The sequence below is a fragment of the Rhizobium sp. NPDC090275 genome, from assembly GCF_044772225.1.
Taxonomy (GTDB): domain Bacteria; phylum Pseudomonadota; class Alphaproteobacteria; order Rhizobiales; family Rhizobiaceae; genus Rhizobium.
On the sequence record NZ_JBIVYL010000001.1, the window covers coordinates 121174 to 145570 of the forward strand.

Sequence of the window (24397 nt, forward strand, 5' to 3'; positions counted from 1 at the left end):
CGACGATGGCGGCAAATAGCCTGCCAATAGCTGATTTGTCACGTAAAAAGCCAATTCAGACGGCAATACAGGGTCGCTTTCCCAAAAACAAAGCCTTATAGATGCGCGGGTTTGAGCAGGGAGCGGTTAAATCCGCCTTTAACAGGAAGACGTGAATGACGAACGTAGTTGTGGTCGGTTCGCAATGGGGTGACGAAGGCAAGGGCAAGATTGTCGACTGGCTTTCGGAACGTGCCGATGTGATCGTGCGCTATCAGGGCGGACACAATGCGGGCCATACGCTGGTCATCGATGGTGTCAGCTACAAGCTGGCGCTGCTGCCGTCGGGCCTCGTGCGCGGCAAGCTCAGCGTCATCGGCAACGGCGTCGTCGTCGATCCGCATCATTTCGTCGCCGAAGTCGAGAAGCTGCGTGCCCAGGGCGTCAACGTATCGCCCGAGATTCTGCGCATCGCCGACAACGCGCCGCTGATCCTGTCCCTGCATCGCGATCTCGACGGCTTCCGTGAAGATGCTGCCTCCAACAGCGGCACCAAGATCGGCACCACCCGCCGCGGCATCGGCCCCGCCTACGAAGACAAGGTCGGACGCCGCGCGATCCGCGCCATCGACCTCGCCGACAAGGAAGCGCTGCCGGCCAAGATCGACCGTCTTCTGACGCACCACAATGCGCTGCGCCGCGGCCTCGGCCTGCCGGAGATTTCGGTGGAATCGCTGGAGAAGGAACTGAACGACGTGGCCGACCAGGTTCTGCCCTATGTCGACCAGGTCTGGCGTATCCTCGACGACCAGCGCAAGGCCGGCGCCCGCATCCTGTTCGAAGGTGCGCAGGGCGCGCTGCTCGACAACGACCACGGCACCTATCCCTTCGTCACCTCGTCAAACACGGTTGCCGGTCAGGCTGCCGCAGGCTCCGGTCTCGGCCCGACAGCGATCGGTTATGTTCTCGGCATCACCAAGGCCTACACGACCCGCGTCGGTGAAGGTCCGTTCCCGTGCGAGCTGAACGACGATGTCGGCAAGCATCTTTCGACCGTCGGCCGCGAAGTCGGCGTCAATACCGGCCGTCCGCGCCGTTGCGGCTGGTTCGATTCCGTTCTGGTTCGCCAGACGGTGAAGACCTCGGGCATCACGGGCATCGCGCTCACCAAGCTCGACGTTCTCGACGGCCTCGACGAGCTGAAGATCTGCGTCGCCTACAAGCTCGACGGCAAGGAGATCGATTATCTTCCGGCCAGCCAGGCTGCGCAGGCACGCGTCGAGCCTGTCTACATCACGCTCGAGGGCTGGAAGGAATCGACCGTCGGCGCGCGCAGCTGGGCCGATCTTCCTGCCCAGGCGATCAAGTATGTCCGCCAGGTTGAGGAGCTGATCGGCGCCCCCGTCGCTCTCCTGTCTACAAGTCCTGAGCGCGATGACACCATACTTGTGACCGATCCTTTTGAGGATTAAGGTTTTATATGATTATTTGTGTGGTTCGCGCGGCGAACCACACTCTTAGAGAAAGTACGTATGGCGGATTTTATCGCAGTTATCCGGCGGGCGGTTGACGGCCTGACCGACAACACTCCCGATATGCGGGTGAAGGTTTACGAGCGTGCTCGCGGTGCCGTACAGCGGCAGCTCGAGAACATGAAGCCGCGTCCGCCCGAGGCCATGCTGCAGCGCCAGCTGGAAAAGCTCGAAGCCGCCATTCGTGAAGTCGAAGCCGAGCATGCCGATGCGCTGCCGGCCGAGGATCAGGCCGCTGTCGAGCCGGTGACGGAAGCGCCGCCGGAGCCCGAAGCCGCGCCCGAGGTTGCCGCAGTACCCGAGTCAGTCGCCGAACAGGCCGAAGAGGCACCGGAAGCCGAACCAGCTTACGAGCACCCGGCCTACGAGGCGCCCGCGCAGGAGCCCGCTTACGAGGAACCGGCTTACGAAGCGCCCGTCGAGCCCGAGGCTCCGGTTGCTGACGAGCCTGTCGCGCATGAGGAACCGGTTTACGAAGAGCCGGCGCCGGTGCATGCCGCCGAGGTTCACGAAGAGCCCGAAGTTCAGCCCGAGCCGGAAGTCTATCACGAGCCCACGCACTCGCATGGTGAGCCCGTGTTCGAGGAAGCGCCGCATGTGTCCGCCGCCTCCGAGCCGGAGCCGGTTGAGCCTTGGCAGATGCCGGTCGAGGACCAGTATGAGGCCGCGCGCGAGACGCATGGCCATGATTTCGCGGCAGCGCCCGACGTTGAGCCCTATGCCGAGCCTGTCATCGACGACGCGCCGCGGGCGCAGCCGGTCGCGCGCGATTTCGACCTGAGCAACCGTCTCGTCGAGCCGGTTCCTGTTTTCGAGCCGCCGCATCAGTTCGTCGAGCAGACGCAGGACGATCCCATTCATGCCGACGCTGCCGGTCATTTCGATCCGGTTTGGAACGAGCCGGCTGAGGAAGTGCCGGAACCGTCCACGAAGACGGTTGAGCCGACGGATTGGGCGCTCGAAGAGCTGCGCCAGTTCTCCGAGACCTCGCATGCAGCACCTGCCGCCAACGATGCGGCGCGCGCCTTCGACGAGGTGGTTTCGAGCATCGACTACGCTGCGGCGCCGGTGCCGGTGCCGGTGCCGGCTGCACCGGCCAAGATGCCGGCTGCCAATGAGAGCTTCTCTTGGGAAGCCGCTGCCTTCGACGATCTGCCGCCGATCGACAACGACAAGAAGACACCGGCTGCCACATCCTACGAGGATGTCGATCTCTTCTCCGAAATTCACGGTGGGCCGACGCCGAAAAACGAGCCTCTCGCCGGCGACGACTGGCAGGAAGCGACCCGGCTTCGCGGTTACGACAATCGCGGCGTGGTTGCCGAGGATGACGATGGCCTGTCGCTTGGAAACAGCGACGACGACATCGCCTCGAAGTTCCAGGGCAAGAATTTCCGCATGGAGCCGAAGCGCCGCCGTTTCGGCATCGGTTCCATCATCGCGCTTCTGATCGCCTTGGGCGTTGTCGGCGGCGGCGGTTATGCCGCCTATACGCACCAGGCTGCCCTAACCGAAATGGTCAAGGGCCTGGTCAGTGCAGCACCGTCGCAGACCGCGCAGACGCCGCCTGTTGCAGGCACGACAGCGCCTGCGGACCAGACGAGCGATGCCAAGCCGGCTGCTGCTACGCCTGATGCTACGCAGAGCGGTGCGGCTTCCGCCGACGGTTCGGCCGCCGGCAACAAGTTCACGCAGCGGCTGATGGCCGATGGCACCGAGGTCGATAGCGGCCCGGCCGCCGCACCAAGCACGCAGGTCGCCGAAGGCAAGTCCGTCGCCGAGCAGAATGTCGCTTCCGCCGACCCGGTCGCACCGGCTGCCGCAGGCACGACACCGCCGGCCGCCGCTTCCGGCACAGCCACACCTGCTGCCGCAGCGTCCGCGACGCCGCCCGCTGCCGGCCAGACTGCGCCTGCCGGTTCCAGCGAGAAGATGTTCCTCTATGAGGAGCGCATCGGCCAGAGCTCGCCGACGGCGATCCAGGGTTCGATCGTTTGGAGCCTGCACCATGAGGCCGGCGCCGATGGCAAGCAGGAAGCTTCCGTGCAGGGCACGCTGACGGTGCCCGAGCGGAACCTCACGGCGCAGATCAACTTCAAGCGCAATTCCGATCCTTCGCTTCCGGCCAGCCACATCGTCGAGATGGTGTTCTCGCTGCCGGCGAATTTCGAAGGTGGCGCGATCGACAGCGTTCAGCGCATTTCGATGAAGCGGACCGAGCAGGATCGTGGCGATCCGCTTGTCGCGGTGCCGGCGAAGATCACCGATGACTTCCACATGATCGCGCTCAACGACTACCCGGATGCCCGCAAGGCCAACCTCGACCTTCTGTCGACGCGCGACTGGATCGATATCCCGATCACCTATCGCAACGGCCGCCGCGCGCTTCTGACCATGCAGAAAGGCCAGACCGGCGTCGAAGCCTTCAACGCCGCGATCCGCGAATGGAACGCAGCCGGCGACGTCTCGACCAGCCAGTAAGGCTAGTCGTTCGGACTGAACAGACAAAGGGCAGGTCGCGAGACTTGCCCTTTTTGACGAGATCGGCCCCTTCGTTGCCGGGCTTTCCGGATTTGGAGTTTGGAAAAGATGACCGCTGCAAGCCACCCGGATTTGAGCGATATCAACCTCGACGACTGGGTGGAGCGCAGGCTTCCCAGAGCATGGAGACCCTACACGCGCCTGGCGCGGCTGGATCGTCCCGTCGGGATATGGCTCACGCTTTTCCCGTGCTGGGCGGCACTCATTCAGGCGTCGCACGGTTTCCCCGATATTCGGGAGCTCGTGATATTCTCTCTCGGCGCCCTGCTGATGAGAAGCGCCGGGTCCACCGTCAATGATATCGCCGATCGCAAGTTTGACGGCCATGTCGAGCGAACGCGCTTCCGGCCCTTGGCGAATGGCCAGATTGGTATCCCGCAGGCACTGAGCTTTCTGGCGGTTCAGTTTGCACTGGCGGCCTCGCTGCTGTTCTTCCTTTCGCCCTACACAAAGCTGGTCGCGATCTGTGTCGTTCCACTCGTCATCATCTATCCACTCTGCAAGCGCTTCACGCACTGGCCACAAGCCGTTCTCGGCGCGGCATTCAACTGGGGCATGCTGATGGCTTGGGCCGAGGTCGCCGGGCACATCCCGCTTGGGGCCATCCTGATGTGGGGCGGGGCGATTGCATGGCAGATCGGCTACGACACGGTCTATGCCTATGTCGACGTCAAGGATGACACCCGGCTTGGGCTGAAATCAACGGCGATCCTGTTTGGCCGGCATGGCAAGGCAATCATTGGCGTCTTCTACGGCCTGGCCGTTGGCGCATGGGCACTTGGCGGATGGCTGCTTGGGATGTCGCTGCCTTATATGCTCGGAATTCTGGTGATTGCCGCCCACCTTGCGTGGCAGACCGGGCGGATCGACCTTGTTCGCCCGGAGGTGAACTATCGGCTGTTCCTGGCGAATATCCTGACGGGCTTGCTGCTGGCGGGCGCGACAGTGCTCGGAACCCTGTAAACGAAAAGGGCGGGTCGTGAGACCCGCCCTTTGTCTTTTGGGGATTGGTTCGCTTACGCCGTGGCTTCGACGACGCGGACGGCCTTGGCGCGGTCGAGCGCGTCCTTGCGGACGGCGTCCTGGACCTTTTCGAAGGCGCGGACCTCGATCTGGCGCACGCGCTCGCGGCTGATGTCGAATTCGCTCGACAGATCTTCCAGCGTCACCGGATCTTCGGAGAGGCGGCGTGCCTCGAAGATGCGGCGTTCGCGGTCGTTCAGAACGCTCATCGCCTTGGCCAGCATGCGCCGGCGGGTGTCGAGTTCGTCCTGCTCGATCAGCACGTCTTCCTGGCTGTCATGATCGTCGACGAGCCAATCCTGCCACTGGCCGCTGTCGCCTTCCGACGCCTTGATCGGCGCGTTGAGCGAAGCGTCGCCGGACAGGCGGCGGTTCATCGAGATCACTTCTTCCTCGGAGACGCGCAGCTTGGTTGCGATCTCGGCCACGTGTTCCGGCTTCAGGTCACCTTCGTCGATGGCCTGGATACGGCCCTTCAGGCGACGCAGATTGAAGAACAGACGCTTCTGGTTGGCGGTGGTGCCCATCTTCACGAGCGACCAGGACCGCAGGATATATTCCTGGATCGAGGCCTTGATCCACCACATGGCATAGGTTGCCAGCCGGAAACCGCGTTCCGGGTCGAACTTCTTGACGGCCTGCATCAGGCCGACATTGCCTTCCGACACGACTTCGCCGATCGGCAGGCCGTAGCCGCGATAACCCATGGCGATCTTCGCAACAAGACGCAGGTGGCTGGTGACGAGACGATGCGCAGCCTCGCGGTCGCCGTGTTCGGAATACCGCTTTGCCAGCATGTATTCTTCCTGCGGCTCCAACATCGGGAACTTGCGGATTTCGTCGAGATAACGGTTGAGACCGGCTTCGCCGGCGGTAATGGACGGCAAACTGCTTCGGGCCATTCTTGCACCCTCCTATCTGAATTCCGATCCCCGCTTGGACGCGTCCCTGCGTCTTGAAGGCGAACCGGGAACGTGCGGCTTTGTCAAAGCCCGCACGAAGTCAGTGTAGAGATAAGTGTGGCGAAACCGTAGTTCAAGGCTCAGGCTCGGTTCACGATGCCGTTACAGTTCGGCATTGCGCAAGGCGTCGACCAGCGCCACCATATCATCGGGCAGGGGAACCTCGAAGCGCATGAGTTCGCCGCTGCGCGGGTGCTCGAACTGCAGCATGTAGGCATGCAGCGCCTGGCGGCCGAAGCTATTGACCGCCTTCTTGGCGGCATCCGGCAGGAGGTTGGCCTTGGTCTTGAAACCTGCGCCATAGACGGTGTCGCCGAGGAGCGGATGGCCGATATGGGCCATGTGGACGCGGATCTGGTGGGTGCGGCCGGTTTCCAGATGGCATTCGACCAGCGAGGCGAGCGACAGCGCATCCGGCGTCTCGTGGAAACGCTCGATCACTTCATAATGCGTGATGGCCTCGTCGGCATCCGCCGTGCCCGGACGCTTGACGGCGCGGCGCGTGCGGTCGCCGGTGTCGCGGCCGAGCGGCGCGTCGATGCTGCCGGTCAATGTGCGCGGGCGGCCCCAGACGACGGCCTGGTAGGCGCGCTCGATCGGCATGGTGCGGCCGTGGTCGGCGAACTGGGCCGAGAGGTGGCGGTGCGCGACGTCGTTCTTGGCGACGACCATGACACCGGTCGTGTCCTTGTCGAGGCGGTGCACGATGCCAGGACGGCGCACGCCGCCGATACCCGACAGGCTGTCGCCGCAGTGATAGATCAGCGCGTTGACCAGCGTTCCCGTCCAGTTGCCGGCGGCCGGATGCACGACCATGCCCGATGGCTTGGAGATGACGATCAGGTCGTCGTCCTCGTAGAGAATGTCGAGCGGGATATTCTCGCCCTTCGGCGTCGGGTCCTCGGGCTCGGGCAGGTTGATCTCGAAGACGTCGCCGGGGCGGACCTTCTTCTGCGGATCGACAACGACTGATCCCTTCGACGTGACCTGGCCTTCCTTGATCAGCACCTTGATGCGGCTGCGGGAGAATTCCTCGCCAAGCTGAGCCGTCATCCACGCATCAAGCCGGCCTTCGGCATGTTCATCCGCCGTCAGGACTTTCATATTGCCGGCTGCTTGTTTAAAGGGGTCGCTCAAGACGCTTCTTCTCCGAAGTATTTTATAGAATGGAACGCCATATATGACGAATGTCCAGCCAGAAGACGATCAGGAAGAAAAGCCCCTCGATCCGGCAATGGAAAATGTCCGACGCAAGATGATCCGCCTGCAGATCGTCTCCGGCTTCATCATGTTCGTGAGCCTTATGGCGGTCTTCGGCGCGGTTGTCTACAAGACGATGCGGGCGCCAGCGAAGGAGCCGGTCGCGATTACATCAGCCGGAATTCCGTCGGATGCGCCGGTTTCCGTGACCGCAAACCTGCCCGCCGGCTTCGTTCTTCAGTCCTCTTCGCTTTCGGGCGGCCAGATCATGTTCTTCGGCAAGACCGCCGAGGGCGTGGCCAAGGCGCTGGTGTTCGACATCAAGGCCGGAAGCATCATCGCTGACGTGACGGTCAACGGCGGCTGAGAACGATGGCCCCTCGGCTGATTGCGATCGACAATGCCGACGACCCTGAGATCGCCGAGTTTCGCGACATTCGCGAACGCGATCTGACCGGGCGGCATAACCGGTTTATCGCCGAGGGCACCGTCGTGCTGCGCATGTTGGCCGAGGCCCACCGGTCGGGCGGCGATTTCGCTGCCGAGAAGGTGCTTTTGCTGCGCAACCGTGTCGAGGGCGTTGCCGATATTCTCGAGCGGCTGCCGGATGACGTTCCCGTCTACGTCGCGGAAGCGGATGTGCTCGACCGTATCGTCGGCTTCCATCTTCATCGCGGCGTGCTTGCGCTGGGGCGGCGGCAGCCACAGGGCGGCGCGTTGATCGATCGGTTGCCCGAGCGTTCGCTGGTGCTGGTCGGTTGCGGCATTTCCAATCACGACAACGCCGGCTCGATGTTCCGCAATGCGGCCGCCTTCGATGCCGATGCGATCTTCCTGGACGAGACCTCGTGCGACCCGCTTTATCGGAAGGCGATGCGCGTTTCGGTCGGATCGGTGTTGAGCGTTCCCTACCAGCGCGGCGGTGACGCGGTGGACCTGCTCACGCAACTGGCCGAGCGGGATTTCGCCATCTGGACGCTGTCGCCGCGCGGCGAGGTCGATATCCGCTCCATTCCGGCCTCGGAGCGCATGGCGCTCGTCGTCGGCACGGAAGGCGAGGGGTTGCCGCAGGCGGTGCTGTCGCGCTTCCGCAGCGCGCGCATTCCGCAATCGCCGGGGCTCGACAGCCTCAACGTCGCGACCGCGACCGGCATCGCGCTGTTTGCCATGTCTTCCACGGCCAAGCGTATCTGAAAACTTTTGGCGACTTAGTCTTAGCCGGGCTGCGACAGGATCGTGGCGGCGCGCTGGGCGAGGTCGATGCGCTCGCCTTCCTTCGTCTCCGCCGTCTCAGGCAGCAGCTCGCGGATCGGCGAGGCCTTGCCTTCGTTGATGGCGGTCAAGGCCACCATGTCGGCGGCGATAGTCGCGATCTCTTCGCGGATAGCGCCGTCGTTGGAGGTGTTCAGCCTGGCGGCGAGGATTTCCTCGGATACGGCGGCGCTGCGGGCGCGCACTTCTTCGGCGAGGCGCGCTGCGACCGCGGCGGTGTCGAGTTCTGAGATCGGGGCTTCTTCCGGCACGGGCTTTTCCTGCGGCGGGATGAGGACGAGAGGGGCGAGGCCTGCCGAGCGCAGCGCGCGGTTTGCCTTGCGCATGTCGGCATTGGCGGCCTTCACCTGATCCTTGAGCTTGGTCAGGTCCTGCTGCCGGCGCGTGAGAAGCGCTTCCTTGTCGGCAAGGGTCGCCTTGTCGCGCTCGGCGCGGTCTTCGAGGCGGAGAACCGCGTGTTCCTGCTGCGTCAGCTTCTGTTCGGCATCCTTGGCGCGCTTCTGCAGCAGGCCCACGTCCTGGCGAAGCTCATCGCGCTCGGTGCGCAATCCGCTGTGCTTGAAATTGAGGTTCTCGAGCTCGGTCTCGCGCGCGGCCATGTCGATCTTCAGATTGTCGGTCTGCTCGACGATCTTGTTCAGGCGGATACGCAGCGCGTCGAGCTCGCCTTCCTTGGCGGCACTGGCCTGTTCGGCGATGTGCAGGCTCGTCTTCAGCTGGCTGATATAGTTCTCGTCCTTGCGCAGGTGAGAGCGCAGCTCGGCGGCCTCGACGCTCATGTCGGCGATCTGGGCCTGAAGCGCGCTGATCTCGGAGGCGAAGTGGCCGGCGTCGCGGGCGATCTGGTCGTGCTTCAATTGCAGCGACATCGACTTTTCGCGTTCGCGAATCAGATCCTGCGTGGTGCGGGCGTTTTCGGCGGCATAAAGCGCGCGGACCATGTCCTTTTGCGCGCGCACTTCCTGAGGGCTCAACGGCATCGTCGCGCGCATGCGGTTTTCCGTGTACCAGACGATACGGCGATGGACGGCCGGCGATACGAGGAAAACCAGGAACGCCGCGGCCAGAAAGCCCAATCCGAACAAGAGCGCGTATTCGATCACGGCGAGGCCACTGCTTCCAGAAGTTGATTTGCGTCAGCCAATGATTAAGCGGCCAACGCCGTTAGGGCAAGTGGCGGATGGGTCACGGCGAGACAGAGTTCGCCGTGACCATGATATCAGAAGGGGTTCCAGGTCGGATTTGGGGTAATCTTGATATAGCCGACGTTGAGGCCGAGGCGGGCGCCGACGCCCGTGCGGATCGGCACGACGAGAACGTTGTTGTTCTTGAGCAGCGTCATGCCGAAGCCTGCGATCACGAAGGCCTGGCCGCTGACGCCGCCAAAGCGGGCGTAGATGGCGTCTGTCGACGGCAGGTCGTAGACCAGCATCATCACGCGCGTGCCCTGGCCACCGTAGTCGATGCCGAGTGAGGGGCCCTGCCAGTAGAGCGGATGCTCGCCGGCGTTCTTGGTGTTGAGCTGGCCTTCGCCATAGGTCAGGCCGGCGATGAAGGCGCCGGAGCCTTCCTGGCCGAGAATATAGCCGTTCGGCAAGCCGTACTTCTGGAAGGCGGCCTCGACCGCCTTGGCAAGTCCGCCGCTGGTGGAGCCGAAGAAGGAATGGCCGGCGTCGACGATTTCCTGAATCGAATATTGATCGTTCCTGGCCTGCTGAGCCGCGGCCTCCGTCGCGACGAGCATCAGGCACGAGATCGCGAGCACTGAGACCCGCCGGCAGTCGGCCAGGAATCTTCCTAGGATTGAGGGGCGCATGGTGTCATCCGTTCATCATGGTCGATACATGGTGCCGTTTCCGGCGTTTCTATCATTTTGCGCGGATGGTCTTAACAATCGGTTTACCAAATATGGTGTCATTATGGCGCTGAGTACGCTCGCAAACTTCGTGCAATGATGAAGCAATATGTGTGGCGGAATGAATCACCGCCTTCTTGGAGACAATGATGTCGAAGAATCCAAACCTTACCCTGACCGGCCCTGATCTGGCCGCGCTTCTCTGCAGCCGTGTTTGCCATGACGTCATCTCGCCCGTCGGCGCGATCAACAACGGTCTTGAACTGCTCGACGAGGGCGGCGCCGATGCAGACGCCATGGATCTTATCCGCACCAGCGCGCTGAACGCGTCGGTTCGTCTCAAATTCGCACGCCTTGCCTTCGGCGCTTCCGGCTCCGTTGGCGCTTCGATTGACACTGGCGAAGCAGAACGCGCCGCCAAGGACTTCGCCGCCGCCGAGAAGAAGACCGAAGTGGTCTGGAACGGACCGCGCGCGATCATCGCGAAGAACCGCGTCAAGCTGCTGCTCAACCTGTTCCTCGTCGCTTATTCCTCCATTCCGCGCGGTGGCCAGATCGATATCACGCTTGAGAACCCGGAATTCGACGCGAAGTTCACGCTCGTCGCCAAGGGCAAGCTGATGCGCCTGCCGCCGAAGTTCGTGGAGATTTCGACCGGTGAGATCGAAGAAGCGATCGACGCCCATACGATCCAGCCCTATTACGCAGTGCTGCTCGCGGAAGAGTGCGGGATGAAGCTTGGCCATAGCGCCAGTGCCGAAGAGATCGTCTTCACCGCCGAAGTCATTCCGGCCTGATCTAAAACAGCGCCGGGATAGATTCCCGGCACATTGCTTGTATCGAAGTAATACTTCCTTAGCCGAATGTTTCTATCCTTGCCCGTGAAGATGCCCGCCGGGACAGAAGCTGGGCAATGGAGCAGCGATGCAAAGGTTCATGATCACCGATTCGTCGGACGTCGTTCGTAAAGTCGGGAAGCGGATTCTCTCGGAACTCGACTTCATGGTCAGTGAAGCCTCCAGCGCCAGCGAAGCATTGTCCCATTGCCAGGTGGAACTGCCCGATTACCTGATCGTCGATTCATCCATGGATGGCGCGCTTGATCTGATCGTGGCGGTTCGCGCCATGGAAGGCGGCAAGGAGGTCAAGATCTACTATTGCGTGATCGAGGCCGACCTGAAGAAGCTGATGATGGGCAAGCGGGCAGGGGCCACGGACTTCCTGCTCAAGCCCTTCGACCGCAAGATCCTGACCGCGGTCTTCGGCAATCGCGCCATCGCCGCCTGATATTCCCATTCGATTAACATGCAAAAGCCGCCTTCAGGGCGGCTTTTGTTGTTTCAGACGTGTTCATGGACACAAAAAATCCCGCCGTGAAGGCGGGATCTTAAGGATGATCGGCGTAGGGACCGAAATCGGATATCAGGCTGTTTCGGCGTATTCGGCGCCATCCGGCTCGCGCAGAACGTAGCCGCGGCCCCAGACGGTTTCGATGTAGTTTGCGCCGCCGGCAGCGTTCGCAAGCTTCTTGCGCAGCTTGCAGATGAAGACGTCGATGATCTTGAGTTCCGGCTCGTCCATGCCGCCATAAAGGTGGTTCAGGAACATTTCCTTGGTGAGCGTGGTACCCTTGCGGAGCGAAAGCAGCTCCAGCATCTGGTATTCCTTGCCCGTCAGGTGAACGCGCTGGCCACCGACTTCGACGGTCTTGGCGTCGAGGTTGACGATCAGTTCGCCGGTCATGATGACGGACTGAGCGTGACCCTTCGAACGACGGACGATCGCATGGATGCGAGCAACCAGTTCGTCCTTGTGGAAAGGCTTGGTCATGTAGTCGTCGGCGCCGAAGCCGAGACCGCGAACCTTGTCCTCGATACCGGCCATGCCGGAGAGGATCAGGATCGGTGTTTTAACCTTGGACAGACGGAGAGTGCGGAGCACTTCATATCCGGACATGTCTGGAAGGTTGAGATCAAGAAGGATGATATCATAATCATACAACTTGCCGAGATCGACGCCTTCTTCACCAAGATCGGTGGTGTAGACGTTGAAACTTTCTGACTTGAGCATCAGTTCGATGCTCTGCGCTGTCGCGCTGTCATCTTCGATGAGTAGTACCCGCATTCTTATCCCCTTTACCGCCGCCGAAAGGTGGTCTGGCCCCTACGCGATACAGAAATGTCACTGCGTGATTTGGAAGCTGCCACGAAATGGTTAACAAATTCTGATTCACTCTGGCAAGAGGTAATCAATTTATTAAATATTTTGTCCATTCCGCTGTTTTCCAACGAGAATCCGCAAGGCCCTCTTCTCAACTGTTACATTAAGAAAGGCCGGCAAGCGATTCATTCGACTCACCAATGAAACGGACCGGAAATCGCGTAGTTGTGTTTACCGACCCTTAAATCATCGGCACTATCATTAACGATGCCCGTAAACGAAAGGTTACCAGCGGTAGGTTTTTGTTAACGCCGAGGGAAATTTTTTGGGCAAGTCGCATGACAGCGGCAGCTAATGGGCGGTTTCAAGTGAAGCCGGGGTCTCGCATCACTGGAGTAATGCGTATGAAGTCGCGTGAGAGCCTAGTTCGTCTGAAAGAGTTTCAGGTGAACGAAAAGCGTCGTCAACTGCAGCAGTTGCAGATGATGATGTCTGAATTTGACCGTATGACGAAGGATCTGGAGAGCCAGATCGTCGTCGAGGAAAAGAAGTCCGGCATTTCCGACCCGAATCACTTCGCCTATCCCACCTTCGCGAAGGCAGCACGCCAGCGCGCGGACAATCTTCAGGTTTCGATCAAGGAACTGAGGATGCAGGAAGAGGCCTTGGAGCAGACGCTCGAAGAGATGCAGGCGGAATATGCACGCGCTGCCGCGCTCGAAGAGCGCGACGGGGCGGTTCGGGCAAGAGCCTAAGCCAAGATGATCGATGCCTTCGGGCATCTGGGGTGTCATCTCATAAAAGCCATGCATGACGGGCGTGCTGTCCGTCATACATGGCTTTTGGCGTTTCTCGACTTCAGAAGATCAGTTGATGACGTCGCGCCATTCTTCATGGCGAAGCGCCTGCGCCTTGAAGAAAGGGCAGAGCGGAATGATCTTCCAGCCACCGGTTCTGGCGGCTTCCACCGCGTGCAGCGCCAGCGCCTGGCCGACGCCCTTGCCGCGCAGCGCATCCGGCACGCCGGTGTGATCGATGATGATCAGCGTCGGCGATGTGCGGGAATAGGTCATTTCGGCCTGATGGCCTTCGAGTTCGGCGACGTAGCGGCCGCCCGATGCGTTTTCTTCGTTGGTGATCTTCATCCCGACTGCCTTCCTTTCGATTGCGTTGAAGCAAACGTGCCATGGCGCCGGCGCAAAGCAAAGGCCGCTCAAGGTGACGCATTGTTCGATGAAAGGGGAGGCAGGTGGTTTGGCGTTTGAGAAAAGAATATCTCGAGCCTTGCTCGCGCAGCCGCTGTCCGAGTGGTCTTTGGGGACGGTGGCCGCGCTTCAGAGCGTCGGTTCAGTTCGGCAATGAGATAAACGCCGGATAGCAGCAAAAGCTTCGGGCCGGCTTCACATCCTGCGATGTGCGGTCGGCCCGAACTGAAATGGAATCAACTTCAATAACTAATCAATGGCGATACTGCTGGATGCGCGTGGTGCGCAGGCCGGCAAGACCATGGCTGTTGATTGATGACTGCCAGGAGAGAAACTCCTCGACGGTCAAAGTATAGCGTTCGCAAGCTTCTTCCAAGCTCAACAGGCCACCGCGCACAGCTGCGACAACCTCTGCCTTACGGCGAATTACCCAGCGCCGAGTATTCGGCGGCGGCAAATCCGCAATCGTCAGCGGGCTGCCATCGGGGCCGATGACATATTTCACTCGGGGACGTATCATTTCGGTCATTGGACTCTCTACACAACTCAAGACCACGAGAGCCACTCTAGCTTGTCACATTTAAAAATTGCCTAAACGCGTCGTAAGACTTTGATAATAAATTTAACCGCGTCGCATGATGGCGCTTGCCCGCGCCTCGCGTGCGGCTTCCCTTGCGTAAATTTGTCATAAGTGCATGGGAGCCATGCACAATGAATAATAGTTGTCTGATCCCCATCAAACTATAAGCCTCCCCAACGGCAGATAGAACGTTGCGTGTCGTCGCGATTGTTGTTTCTGTGTGCCTTGGGAATAGAATTACAGGCTTTGCCTAGCGTCGAAGTGATCTTTTTTCTTTTCCTATACTTTGATTGTTGCTGCCAGAAGAGCGTTTTCAGGCAAGTTTAGCCTTTGAAGGACGAAATCGATGCGGAATGAAGAACGTGCCGTTCAAGACGGCGCGGCCAATATTGCTTTTTTATCGCCAGAAAAAACCAGTCCATCGCCAGCCGATCCCAAGGAACGCCTCGCGCGTCTGGCGAAGGCGGCGGGTTTCAACCACTATTTGTTCGCGGGCTTTCCCCATGGCGACAATGGCGGCTTTGCGGGAAACCATATCTTCAGCAACTGGCCTGACAGTCTGGTTACCGCCTATGACGAAGACGACCTGTTTCACAATAGTGCGCTTGTCTCGGAACTCAGAAAATCGAGCCTGCCGGTATCGTTTGGCGGCGGGGCGTTCGAAAGCAGCGTGACGAACCCGAAGAACGAGCGGATTACCGGTCTGTTTCGCGAGCTCGGATTTCGCCGGACATTTGCTTTCGTGCTGCATGATGCCGATCGTCAGCCCTATATTTTCGCGTTTTCGGGCGCACGGGCGGATCTTTCGCGCGAGGAGGCGATGGCGCATGTGTTCAGCGCCATGGAATTCCTCGACGTCTACGCGCGCCTGCAGGTGACCGAACAGCCTCTGGAGAATTTGAGCAGCCGCGAGATCGAATGCCTGCGCTGGTCGGCGGCGGGCAAGAGCAGCGACGAGATCGCCATCATACTCGAGCTTTCGCCGCACACCGTGGTCGGATATCTGAAGAGCGCGATGCGCAAGCTCGATTCCGTCAACCGGATGCAGGCGGTTGCCCGGGCCTTCCGCTACCGCCTGCTGTAACTTGTTCAGAGCATGACGGCGCAGAGTTCGGTCTTCGCCGGTCCAAATTCGTATTGCGCCGTGCCGCTGTGAAGCAATGCAAGCCAATCGCCTTCATGCAGTTCAACGATGGTCGTAACGCTCTGCCGAGTCGGTGATGTCGAGGCCGGGCCGCTCGCGTTCGCGACGACGGTGGTACCGTTGACCTCGATCGCGACACCGTGGCCCGACGAGGTGAGGGTGCTCACGGAGAGCGACAGAAGATAGAAGCCGTCGGCCGGGACGATCAGCCGCGCGCCGGAGCCAGACGGCACGGCGGTGCCGAGCTCGAAGCCGCCTTGTCCCGCGTTGATATCCGTGAAGCCGGTGCGGCTTCCCGCTGGTGGAGACGCTGTGCCGGCAGCAAGCGATGCCCGCACGATCGGCCGCGCGGGCATGCGCACCACGCCGTCCGGTGCCACGACGAGCGCCGTCGACCAATCATTGCCATCGCCGCTGACCTTGATCGAAAAGGCATCGCTTCCCGCAAGGCCCATCTCGGCGCGGCCCGACCAATTTGTCTGAAAGAGCAGCGTGCCTGTTTGAGACGGGTCGGCCTTGTTGATCTTCAACTGATGACCTTGGCCTGAATGGGTAAAGAGACTTGCTTCAGAGGCGACCGCCAGCCGGTTGATCGCGTCGGCCGTCGCGTTGATGCCGATCATCGGTAGCCCGCCATCCGCATCGAGCGAGATCACCTTCCAGTTCGCGCCGTCGAATGCGCGGAGCTGACGGGTTTCGAGGAAAAATGCGCGCCAGCCGGGGTTTGGCGAGAGATAGGCCCATGCGCCATCCTGCCAGACGGAAATGAGCCCCTGCCGGCCGAGCCACGCGCCCTCGGGATCGGCGGCGACGAGATAGCGGTCGCCTTCACCCGGTGTTTCGGGCGGTGCCTGGCGTTCGGCGATGATCGTCAGCTGGACCACGGCGTCGAGGCGCTGTAGCGCTTCGTTATGCGGCACGTGCTTCTGTGCCTGGGAGGGCAGGATGTAGGGCAAGGCGAGGTTGTTGGTCTGGTCCGACACGATCGAGCTCCGGTGTTTGCGGCAGGTTTCACTGCCGCAAATCGTAGAGGCGCGTCGGGAAGCGGGGACAGCGCGCGGGGTCGGGCGCTGATTTCACATGGATATTTGCGAGAAATATCCCCATGTTCAAAGCCGGAGGGCGTGGCCCCAGGAGATGAAATCGGGGTTGGCGAAATCCGCGTCGTGGGCCTGCCGGGTCTTACCGTAGGTGAGGGGGCGGCCGTCGAGGGTCACGGTACAGCCGCCGGCCGCGCGCAGGATTGCATCGCCGGCCGCGGTGTCCCACTCCATCGTGCGGGTGAAGCGCGGATAGACGTCCGCTTCTCCTTCCGCGAGCAGACAGAATTTCAGCGACGAGCCGATATTCTTGCACTCCGAGATGGCCTGCTCGGCCAAAAACCGCGCCGTCTGCGGGCTGTTATGCGAACGGCTGGCGAGTGCGGTGCGCTCGGCCTTGGCGAGGCGCACATTGATCGGCAGACGTTTTTCCACGCGGAAGTCCGGGCCGATATGCAGCTTCTCGGCCGTGCCGTTCTCGCCGAGAAAGGCGACGCCCAGCGCGGGCGCGAAGACGATGCCGGCAGCCGGGTGACCATCGACGATGAAGGCGATGTTGACGGTGAATTCCGGCCGCTTGTCGACGAATTCGCGCGTGCCATCCAGGGGATCGACTAAGAAGAAAGACGAGCCGACCGCCGGCACGATGCCGGCCGCAACCGATTCTTCGGCGATGACGGGAATGTCGGGGAAATCGCGATAGAGATGCGCCAGAATGATCCGCTCGGCCTGCTCGTCGGCGATCGTGACAGGGCTGTTGTCGGCCTTGCTGGCCGCCGTGCAGCCGGCGCGGTACACATCCATGATCGCCTTGCCAGCCTCAAGGGCGGCGCGTTCAAACGTTTCGAGCATCGCGGGTCGGTTCGATCCCTTCTCCATCATGCTTCTCATATAGTCGTTTTCACGCTTCATTGCACGGCTCGTCCGCCGTCGCAAAAGGACGCAGGTGTGCTTTGACGATTTTCCATCCATCGGCGAAGGCTAAAGAACCCAGGGAAAAGTGAATTTGCGGTGAAAAGTGGCGTCAGAGGCCGGATTGTGTTGAAAAAATCAACTTTATGGATGCCAAAAAGTCATTTTCACCAAAACGGTAAAGAACTTTGGAGCTTTGTAATTTTGCGCTTCCCTTTTGCCTTGAAAGCAGTATGAAATCTTTAATCAAGGGCTCAACAAGGGCTCTAATAACAAGAGACGCAGGCTTTTCACGGTTCTGTGTCCAGGGGAAAGACATATGGAATATTTTGTCCAGCAGCTCATTAATGGGCTGACTCTTGGATCCATCTATGGCCTCGTGGCTATCGGCTATACGATGGTTTACGGCATCATCGGCATGATCAACTTCGCTCACGGCGATATTTTCATGATCGGTGGCTTCGCCGCCCTTATCGTCTTTCTCGTCCTCACATCGATTTTTGCTGGTTTGCCGGTCGCGGTTCTGCTGCTGCTGATGCTGCTTATCGCGATGCTGATGACGAGTTTGTGGAATTGGACGATCGAGCGCGTCGCTTATCGCCCGCTGCGCGGTTCGTTCCGCCTGGCGCCGCTGATCACAGCGATCGGCATGTCGATCACGCTGTCGAACTTCATCCAGGTGACGCAGGGTCCGCGCAACAAGCCGATCCCGCCGCTGATCAGCAGCGTCTATAACATCGGTGGCGTCACCATCTCGCTGAAGCAGATCGTGATCATCATCATCACGGCCGTGCTGCTCACCGTCTTCTGGTATCTCGTCAATCATACGGCGCTTGGCCGCGCGCAGCGCGCCACCGAGCAGGACCGCAAGATGGCGGCGCTGCTTGGCGTCAATGTCGACCAGACAATCTCGGTGACCTTCATCATGGGCGCCGCACTCGCTGCCGTCGCCGGCACGATGTACCTGATGTACTACGGCGTGGTGAACTTCAACGACGGCTTCGTGCCTGGCGTGAAGGCGTTCACGGCGGCCGTTCTCGGCGGTATCGGTTCGCTTCCGGGCGCCGTTCTCGGTGGTCTGATGATCGGCCTGATCGAAAGCCTGTGGTCGGCCTACTTCACCATCGCCTACAAGGATGTGGCGACCTTCGCCATCCTCGCTTTCGTGCTGATCTTCAAGCCGACAGGTATCCTGGGCCGGCCGGAAGTCGAGAAGGTTTAACGTCATGGCAAATGTTGAAAACGCCCCTGGCAAGCCCGCATCCGGACTTGTCCAGAAGGGTATTAAAGAAGCTATTTTCGCCGGCATCATATCCTTCGGCATGTTCGTTCTCTATGTCGGTCTCGGCACGCAGCAGAACATCAGCAACGAACTCGTCGTGGTTCAGCGCTGGGGCCTGCTCGCGATCTTCGTCGCCATCGCGGCGGTCGGCCGGTTTGCGATCGTGGTCTTCCTGCGTCCGCATCTCGATGCCCGCAAGCTTGCCAAGGCGCGCAGCGGCGAACTCGACATCTCCGAGAAGAAGGGCTTCTTCCACGCCCACTTCCTGAAGATCGCGCTTCTGGCGCTGGTTCTTTATCCGGTCGTCATCGTGGCGCTGGTCGGTGCGCAGGGCTCGCTGAAGTGGGTCGACAACTTCGGTATCCAGATCCTGATCTACGTGATGCTGGCCTGGGGCCTGAACATCGTCGTCGGTCTCGCCGGTCTGCTCGACCTTGGTTACGTCGCGTTCTACGCGGTCGGCGCCTATTCCTACGCGCTGCTCTCCAGCTATTTCGGCCTGTCCTTCTGGGTTCTTCTGCCGCTGTCGGGCATTCTTGCCGGTCTCTGGGGCATCATCCTCGGCTTCCCGGTGCTGCGTCTGCGCGGCGACTACCTGGCGATCGTGACGCTGGCCTTCGGTGAAATCATCCGCCTCGTCATCATCAACTGGACGGATCTGACCAAGGGCACGTTCGGTATCGCCAGCATTCCGAAGGCAACGCTGTTCGGCATTCCCTTCGATGCCAGCCCGCATGGTTTCGCCAAGCTGTTCCACCTGCCGATCTCTTCGGCCTACTACAAGATCTTCCTCTTCTATCTGATTCTGGCGCTGTGCCTTCTGACGGCATACGTGACGATCCGCCTGCGCCGCATGCCGATCGGCCGTGCGTGGGAAGCGCTTCGCGAAGACGAAATCGCCTGCCGTTCGCTCGGCATCAACACGGTGACGACCAAGCTCACGGCTTTCGCCACGGGTGCGATGTTCGGCGGCTTCGCCGGCTCCTTCTTCGCCGCTCGCCAGGGCTTCGTATCGCCTGAATCCTTCGTGTTCCTGGAATCTGCGGTCATCCTCGCCATCGTCGTTCTCGGCGGCATGGGCTCGCTGACCGGCATCGCGATTGCCGCGATCGTCATGATCGGCGGTACCGAGATGCTGCGCGAAATGGAGTTCCTGAAGCTCATCTTCGGACCCGACTTCACGCCGGAACTCTACCGCATGCTGCTCTTCGGTCTGGCGATGGTTGTCGTCATGCTGATCAAGCCGCGCGGCTTCGTCGGATCGCGTGAGCCGACGGCGTTCCTGAAAGAACGGAAATCGGTATCGGGAAGCTTCACCAAGGAGGGCCACGGCTGATGAGCCCTCAGGAAACCAACATGTCCAGCGATACCCTGCTCAAGGTCGAGCACCTGTCGATGAAGTTCGGCGGCCTGATGGCGATCAACGACTTCTCGTTCGAGGCCAAGCGCGGCGAGATCACCGCGCTGATCGGCCCGAACGGCGCCGGCAAGACCACCGTGTTCAATTGCATCACCGGCTTCTACAAGCCGACCATGGGCATGATCACCATGCGCCACAAGGACGGCAGGGAACATCTACTTGAGCGTCTGCCGGACTTTCGCATCACCCGCGAAGCCAAGGTCGCCCGTACCTTCCAGAACATCCGGTTGTTCTCCGGCCTGACGGTTCTCGAAAACCTTCTGGTCGCGCAGCACAACAAGCTGATGCTGGCATCGGGCTACACCATTCTCGGCCTGCTCGGGATTGGTCGCTACAGCGCGGAAGCGAAGAACGCGATCGAGCTTGCCCGCTACTGGCTGGAGAAGGCCGATCTGATCGATCGCGCCGACGATCCCGCCGGCGATCTACCATATGGCGCTCAGCGTCGTCTGGAAATCGCGCGAGCCATGTGCACGGGACCGGAACTGCTCTGCCTGGACGAGCCGGCCGCCGGTCTCAACCCGAAGGAATCGCTGACGCTGAACACGCTTCTGCGCGGTATCCGCGACGAGGGCACGTCGCTGCTCCTGATCGAGCATGACATGTCCGTGGTCATGGAAATTTCCGACCACGTCGTCGTGCTCGAATACGGCCAGAAGATTTCCGACGGCACGCCCGATCATGTGAAGAACGATCCGAAGGTCATCGCGGCCTATCTCGGTGTCGAAGACGAGGAAGTGGAACAGGTGATCGCAGACGTCGAAAACCTCGAAGGAGGTACGCACTGATGACCGGTCAGCCACTTCTCAAGGTCGAGGGTGTTGAAACCTATTACGGCAACATTCGCGCGCTCGCCGGCATCGATGTCCACGTCAACCAGGGCGAAATCGTCAGCCTGATCGGCGCCAACGGCGCCGGCAAGTCGACACTGATGATGACGATCTGCGGCAGCCCGCAGGCGCGCGCCGGCAAGGTCATCTTCGAGGGCCGCGACATCACCAAGATGCCGACTCACGAGATCGCCCGCCTGCGCATCGCGCAGTCGCCGGAAGGTCGCCGCATTTTCCCGCGCATGAGTGTGATGGAAAACCTGCAAATGGGCGCCGGCCTCGATAACCTGAAATACTTCAAGGAAGACGTCGAGAAGATCTTCGCGATGTTCCCGCGTCTCAAGGAGCGCCAGACGCAGCGCGGCGGCACGCTTTCGGGCGGCGAGCAGCAGATGCTGTCGATCGGCCGCGCGCTGATGGCCCGCCCGAAGCTTTTGCTTCTCGACGAGCCGTCGCTCGGTCTCGCGCCACTGATCGTCAAGGGCATCTTCGAGGCGATCAAGAAGCTGAACAAGGATGAGGGGCTCACCGTGTTCCTCGTCGAGCAGAACGCCTTCGCGGCGCTGAAGCTGTCGGACCGGGCCTATGTCATGGTCAACGGCAAGGTGACGATGTCGGGCTCCGGCCAGGAGCTGCTCGCCAATCCTGAAGTTCGCGCCGCCTATCTCGAAGGCGGACGGCATTGAGCATGACGAAGGGGAGACTTTGATATGCAGGGACTTTTCTTTGAAGGCGATACCGGCGTTCGCAGCGTCATCCGCCTGATCGTCGTGTTGATCGGCTTCTGGACCGCGTGGCGTTCGGGCAAGGCTGCTGCCGATGGCTGGAGCGACTATCCTATTGTCATCGGCTACAGCGTGCTTCTGGCGGCTGCGATGCAGTTTCTGCATCATGCGCTGTTCGACGGACCGGTGCTGAGCGTGTTCTATTACGCCATCGACTTCGTCCTTCTCCTGATCTTCGCGACGGCGGGATACCGCTATCGCCGGACCAATCAGATGGTCAATAATTACTACTGGCTCTACGAAAAGACGTCACCCTTCTCCTGGAAGGCAAAACATTGACAGCCGGTTGAATCTAGGGACAAATTACCTCTCCGAGTGGAACAGGTTTCCCAGCGCAGTAAAGTGGGTGATGCGCTGGGTAATGGAACGGAACCCGCTAAAAAACTGGGAGTAACATAATGAAGAAGTCTCTTCTGTCGGCAGTGGCTCTGACGGCGATGGTCGCCTTCAGCAGCAACGCTTGGGCCGACATCACGGTTGCCGTTGCTGGTCCGCTGACCGGCCCGAACGCTGCGTTCGGCGCACAGCTCCAGAAGGGTGCCGAGCAGGCAGCTGCCGACATCAACGCTGCTGGCGGCATCAATGGCGAGCAGATCAAGATCGTGCTCGGCGACGACGTGTCCGACCCGAAGCAGGGTATCTCGGTTGCCAACAAGTTCGCAGCTGACGGCGTCAAGTTCGTTATCGGCCACTTCAACTCGGGCGTTTCGATCCCGGCTTCCGAAGTTTACGCTGAAAACGGCATCCTCGAAATCACCCCGGCTGCGACCAACCCGCAGTTCACCGAGCGTGGTCTTTGGAACACGTTCCGTACTTGCGGTCGCGACGACCAGCAGGGCGGCATCGCCGGCAAGTATCTCGCCGACCACTTCAAGGACGCCAAGATCGCCGTCGTTCACGACAAGACCCCATACGGCCAGGGCCTCGCTGACGAAACCAAGAAGGCCATGAATGCCGCTGGTCTCACCGAAGTCATGTACGAAGGCATCAACGTCGGCGACAAGGACTTCTCGGCCCTCATCGCCAAGATGAAGGAAGCCGGCGTTTCGATCATCTACTGGGGTGGTCTCCACACCGAAGCTGGTCTGATCATCCGCCAGGCCGCCGACCAGGGCCTGAAGGCAACGCTCGTATCGGGTGACGGTATCGTTTCGAACGAACTGGCATCGATCGCTGGTGACGCAGTCGCCGGTACGCTGAACACGTTCGGTCCGGACGCAACGCTGAACCCCGACAACAAGGCACTCGTCGAGAAGTTCAAGGCTGCCGGCTTCAACCCGGAAGCCTACACGCTTTACTCCTACGCCGCGATGCAGACGATCGCTGAAGCTGCCAAGGCAGCTGCTTCGACCGACGCTGAAGCCGTTGCCGCAGCGATGAAGGCCAAGGGTCCGTTCAAGACCGTTCTCGGCGACATCTCGTTCGACGAAAAGGGCGACCCGAAGATTCCAGGCTACGTCATGTACGAATGGAAGAAGGGCCCAGACGGCAAGTTCTCCTACTTCCCGCAGGACGCGAAGTAAGAACTTTCGTTCTCACCTTGGAAGCCCGGTCTCGCACCGGGCTTCTTTCGTTTTGGCCACAATGCGAACCGCCCGGCCGCTTGCCGGTCTTGCGATCGAGGACGATCCGGTTAGGATCGCCCGCGAATTCAACAGGTTGCCGCCTATCGGCGCGCAGCCGCAGACGATACGGATACGCCATGTCCCGCCCCAAGATTCTCCTCACGCGCCGTTGGCCCTCCGCCGTCGAGGCTGTGCTCGCCGAGCGCTTCGACCCGGCCTTCAACACCGACGACCTGCCGATGTCGCCCGAAGCCATCGCCGAGGCGCTGCGCACCCACGACGCCGTGCTGCCGACCGTGTCGGACAAGCTTCCGGCGTCGGTTTTCGAAGGCGAGATCCGGGCCAAAGTCCTCGGCAATTTCGGGGTCGGCTATAACCACATCGACATCGCGGCGGCGAAGGCCAAGGGGATCGTGGTGACCAACACGCCTGGTGTGCTTACCGATTGCACCGCCGATATCGCCATGCTGCTCCTGCTTTCGGTCGCGCGCCGTGGCGGGGAGGGCGAGCGGCAGATCCGGGCCGGCGAATGGAACGGCTGGTGCCCGACGCATATGATCGGCAGCAAGGTTACGGGCAAGACGGTGGGGATCATCGGCTTCGGGCGCATCGGCAAGGCCTTCGCCCAGCGCTGCCATTTTGGTTTCGGCATGGACGTGGTGTTCTACAACCGCTCGACGGTCGATCCCACTGAGGCGGCGCGATATGGCGCGCGGCAGTTGGCGACCGTGGAAGAGGTGCTCGCGGCCAGTGATTTCGTGTCGCTGCATTGCCCGGGAGGTGCGGAGAACCGGCACCTGATGAATGCCTCCCGTTTCGCGGCGATGAAGCCTGGGGCTTATCTGATCAACACGGCGCGCGGCGATGTGGTCGACGAGGCGGCATTGATCGCGGCGCTTGAGAATGGCGTGATCCGTGGCGCCGGCCTCGACGTCTATGAGGCTGAGCCGCAGGTGCCGGAGAAGATGCGCGCGATGGAGAATGTGGTTTTGCTGCCGCATCTCGGCAGCGCGACTGAGGAGACGCGCAATGCGATGGGGATGAAGGTGGTGGACAATATCACTGCCTTCTTCGAGGGACGCGAGCCGCCGGACCGGGTGGCCTGACGCC

General features: G+C 60.8%; 25 protein-coding genes. 16 read left to right on the forward strand and 9 right to left on the reverse strand.

Annotated elements, in window-relative coordinates; translation table 11 throughout:
- Positions 1–155 precede the first annotated feature (155 nt).
- The 3 genes from ACIQUB_RS00505 to ubiA all read left to right on the forward strand — a co-directional run bounded on the left by ACIQUB_RS00505 (position 156) and on the right by ubiA (position 5015).
- On the forward strand, positions 156–1451 hold the full coding sequence (locus ACIQUB_RS00505) for an adenylosuccinate synthase (RefSeq protein ID WP_113235269.1): 1296 nt from the start codon (positions 156–158) through the stop codon (positions 1449–1451).
- A 60-nt stretch (positions 1452–1511) separates the two neighbouring features.
- On the forward strand, positions 1512–3992 hold the full coding sequence (locus ACIQUB_RS00510) for a hypothetical protein (protein ID WP_113235271.1): 2481 nt from the start codon (positions 1512–1514) through the stop codon (positions 3990–3992).
- 108 nt (positions 3993–4100) lie between these two features.
- A complete protein-coding gene (gene ubiA / locus ACIQUB_RS00515) occupies positions 4101–5015 on the forward strand; it encodes a 4-hydroxybenzoate octaprenyltransferase (RefSeq protein WP_113235273.1) in 915 nt (304 codons plus the stop codon).
- A gap of 53 nt (positions 5016–5068) precedes the next feature.
- Here ubiA and rpoH read toward each other — a convergent pair whose 3' ends face one another.
- Both rpoH and ACIQUB_RS00525 read right to left on the reverse strand, forming a co-directional pair.
- Positions 5069–5977: an RNA polymerase sigma factor RpoH gene (gene rpoH, locus ACIQUB_RS00520; protein ID WP_018897070.1), complete on the reverse strand. Its 909-nt coding sequence runs from the start codon at positions 5975–5977 to the stop codon at positions 5069–5071.
- 162 nt (positions 5978–6139) lie between these two features.
- Positions 6140–7174, reverse strand: a complete 1035-nt coding sequence (locus ACIQUB_RS00525; RefSeq protein ID WP_113235274.1) for an RluA family pseudouridine synthase — start codon at positions 7172–7174, stop codon at positions 6140–6142.
- 43 nt (positions 7175–7217) lie between these two features.
- On the opposite strand from ACIQUB_RS00525, the gene ACIQUB_RS00530 reads away from it, so the two are divergent.
- Both ACIQUB_RS00530 and ACIQUB_RS00535 read left to right on the forward strand, forming a co-directional pair.
- Complete coding sequence (locus tag ACIQUB_RS00530) at positions 7218–7604, forward strand: hypothetical protein (protein ID WP_018897072.1); 387 nt, start codon at positions 7218–7220, stop codon at positions 7602–7604.
- Positions 7605–7609: 5 nt separating this feature from the next.
- Complete coding sequence (locus ACIQUB_RS00535) at positions 7610–8431, forward strand: RNA methyltransferase (protein ID WP_113235276.1); 822 nt, start codon at positions 7610–7612, stop codon at positions 8429–8431.
- A gap of 20 nt (positions 8432–8451) precedes the next feature.
- Here the strand turns inward: ACIQUB_RS00535 and ACIQUB_RS00540 are convergent, their stop codons facing one another.
- Positions 8452–9612 (reverse strand): hypothetical protein, encoded by a 1161-nt coding sequence (locus ACIQUB_RS00540; RefSeq protein ID WP_112945351.1) that lies wholly within the window; start codon positions 9610–9612, stop codon positions 8452–8454.
- Positions 9613–9728: 116 nt separating this feature from the next.
- Positions 9729–10325 (reverse strand): EipA family protein, encoded by a 597-nt coding sequence (locus ACIQUB_RS00545; RefSeq protein ID WP_113235277.1) that lies wholly within the window; start codon positions 10323–10325, stop codon positions 9729–9731.
- A gap of 185 nt (positions 10326–10510) precedes the next feature.
- Here ACIQUB_RS00545 and chpT point away from each other — a divergent pair, with 185 nt between their 5' ends.
- Together chpT and ACIQUB_RS00555 are read left to right on the forward strand one after the other, a co-directional pair.
- The gene (chpT, locus tag ACIQUB_RS00550) at positions 10511–11161 is read left to right on the forward strand and encodes a histidine phosphotransferase ChpT (RefSeq protein WP_026282744.1); all 651 of its coding nucleotides are present in this window, start codon (positions 10511–10513) and stop codon (positions 11159–11161) included.
- A gap of 127 nt (positions 11162–11288) precedes the next feature.
- A complete protein-coding gene (locus tag ACIQUB_RS00555; RefSeq protein WP_018897077.1) occupies positions 11289–11651 on the forward strand; it encodes a PleD family two-component system response regulator in 363 nt (120 codons plus the stop codon).
- A gap of 135 nt (positions 11652–11786) precedes the next feature.
- Here the strand turns inward: ACIQUB_RS00555 and ctrA are convergent, their stop codons facing one another.
- On the reverse strand, positions 11787–12488 hold the full coding sequence (ctrA, locus tag ACIQUB_RS00560) for a response regulator transcription factor CtrA (RefSeq protein WP_003542362.1): 702 nt from the start codon (positions 12486–12488) through the stop codon (positions 11787–11789).
- A 440-nt stretch (positions 12489–12928) separates the two neighbouring features.
- Here ctrA and ACIQUB_RS00565 point away from each other — a divergent pair, with 440 nt between their 5' ends.
- The gene (locus ACIQUB_RS00565) at positions 12929–13279 is read left to right on the forward strand and encodes a hypothetical protein (RefSeq protein WP_018897078.1); all 351 of its coding nucleotides are present in this window, start codon (positions 12929–12931) and stop codon (positions 13277–13279) included.
- A 111-nt stretch (positions 13280–13390) separates the two neighbouring features.
- Here ACIQUB_RS00565 and ACIQUB_RS00570 read toward each other — a convergent pair whose 3' ends face one another.
- On the reverse strand, positions 13391–13669 hold the full coding sequence (locus ACIQUB_RS00570; RefSeq protein WP_113008332.1) for a GNAT family N-acetyltransferase: 279 nt from the start codon (positions 13667–13669) through the stop codon (positions 13391–13393).
- Between the two features lie 313 nt (positions 13670–13982).
- On the reverse strand, positions 13983–14258 hold the full coding sequence (locus ACIQUB_RS00575; protein ID WP_007533628.1) for a DUF1153 domain-containing protein: 276 nt from the start codon (positions 14256–14258) through the stop codon (positions 13983–13985).
- A gap of 397 nt (positions 14259–14655) precedes the next feature.
- Between ACIQUB_RS00575 and ACIQUB_RS00580 the strand changes: the two genes are divergently transcribed.
- Positions 14656–15393, forward strand: coding sequence for a LuxR C-terminal-related transcriptional regulator (locus ACIQUB_RS00580; protein WP_113235278.1), 738 nt, complete (start codon positions 14656–14658; stop codon positions 15391–15393).
- Between the two features lie 5 nt (positions 15394–15398).
- Here ACIQUB_RS00580 and ACIQUB_RS00585 read toward each other — a convergent pair whose 3' ends face one another.
- Together ACIQUB_RS00585 and cysQ are read right to left on the reverse strand one after the other, a co-directional pair.
- On the reverse strand, positions 15399–16436 hold the full coding sequence (locus tag ACIQUB_RS00585; RefSeq protein WP_113235279.1) for a DUF2793 domain-containing protein: 1038 nt from the start codon (positions 16434–16436) through the stop codon (positions 15399–15401).
- A 126-nt stretch (positions 16437–16562) separates the two neighbouring features.
- Complete coding sequence (cysQ, locus tag ACIQUB_RS00590) at positions 16563–17345, reverse strand: 3'(2'),5'-bisphosphate nucleotidase CysQ (RefSeq protein WP_402928723.1); 783 nt, start codon at positions 17343–17345, stop codon at positions 16563–16565.
- A gap of 379 nt (positions 17346–17724) precedes the next feature.
- Between cysQ and ACIQUB_RS00595 the strand changes: the two genes are divergently transcribed.
- From ACIQUB_RS00595 to ACIQUB_RS00625, 7 genes are all read left to right on the forward strand, one after another.
- The gene (locus ACIQUB_RS00595; protein WP_018897084.1) at positions 17725–18627 is read left to right on the forward strand and encodes a branched-chain amino acid ABC transporter permease; all 903 of its coding nucleotides are present in this window, start codon (positions 17725–17727) and stop codon (positions 18625–18627) included.
- Positions 18628–18631: 4 nt separating this feature from the next.
- The gene (gene livM, locus ACIQUB_RS00600) at positions 18632–20023 is read left to right on the forward strand and encodes a high-affinity branched-chain amino acid ABC transporter permease LivM (RefSeq protein WP_113235280.1); all 1392 of its coding nucleotides are present in this window, start codon (positions 18632–18634) and stop codon (positions 20021–20023) included.
- Positions 20023–20895, forward strand: a complete 873-nt coding sequence (locus ACIQUB_RS00605; RefSeq protein ID WP_026282746.1) for an ABC transporter ATP-binding protein — start codon at positions 20023–20025, stop codon at positions 20893–20895. The genes livM and ACIQUB_RS00605 overlap by 1 nt, the downstream gene beginning before the upstream one ends.
- Complete coding sequence (locus ACIQUB_RS00610; RefSeq protein WP_018897087.1) at positions 20895–21623, forward strand: ABC transporter ATP-binding protein; 729 nt, start codon at positions 20895–20897, stop codon at positions 21621–21623. Before ACIQUB_RS00605 ends, ACIQUB_RS00610 begins: the two co-directional genes overlap by 1 nt.
- A 24-nt stretch (positions 21624–21647) precedes the next feature.
- Positions 21648–22001, forward strand: a complete 354-nt coding sequence (locus ACIQUB_RS00615) for a DUF6867 family protein (RefSeq protein WP_018897088.1) — start codon at positions 21648–21650, stop codon at positions 21999–22001.
- A 119-nt stretch (positions 22002–22120) separates the two neighbouring features.
- Positions 22121–23245, forward strand: coding sequence for a branched-chain amino acid ABC transporter substrate-binding protein (locus tag ACIQUB_RS00620; RefSeq protein ID WP_112536731.1), 1125 nt, complete (start codon positions 22121–22123; stop codon positions 23243–23245).
- Positions 23246–23424: 179 nt separating this feature from the next.
- Positions 23425–24393, forward strand: a complete 969-nt coding sequence (locus ACIQUB_RS00625; RefSeq protein WP_113235281.1) for a D-glycerate dehydrogenase — start codon at positions 23425–23427, stop codon at positions 24391–24393.
- The last annotated feature ends 4 nt before the right edge of the window (positions 24394–24397 follow it).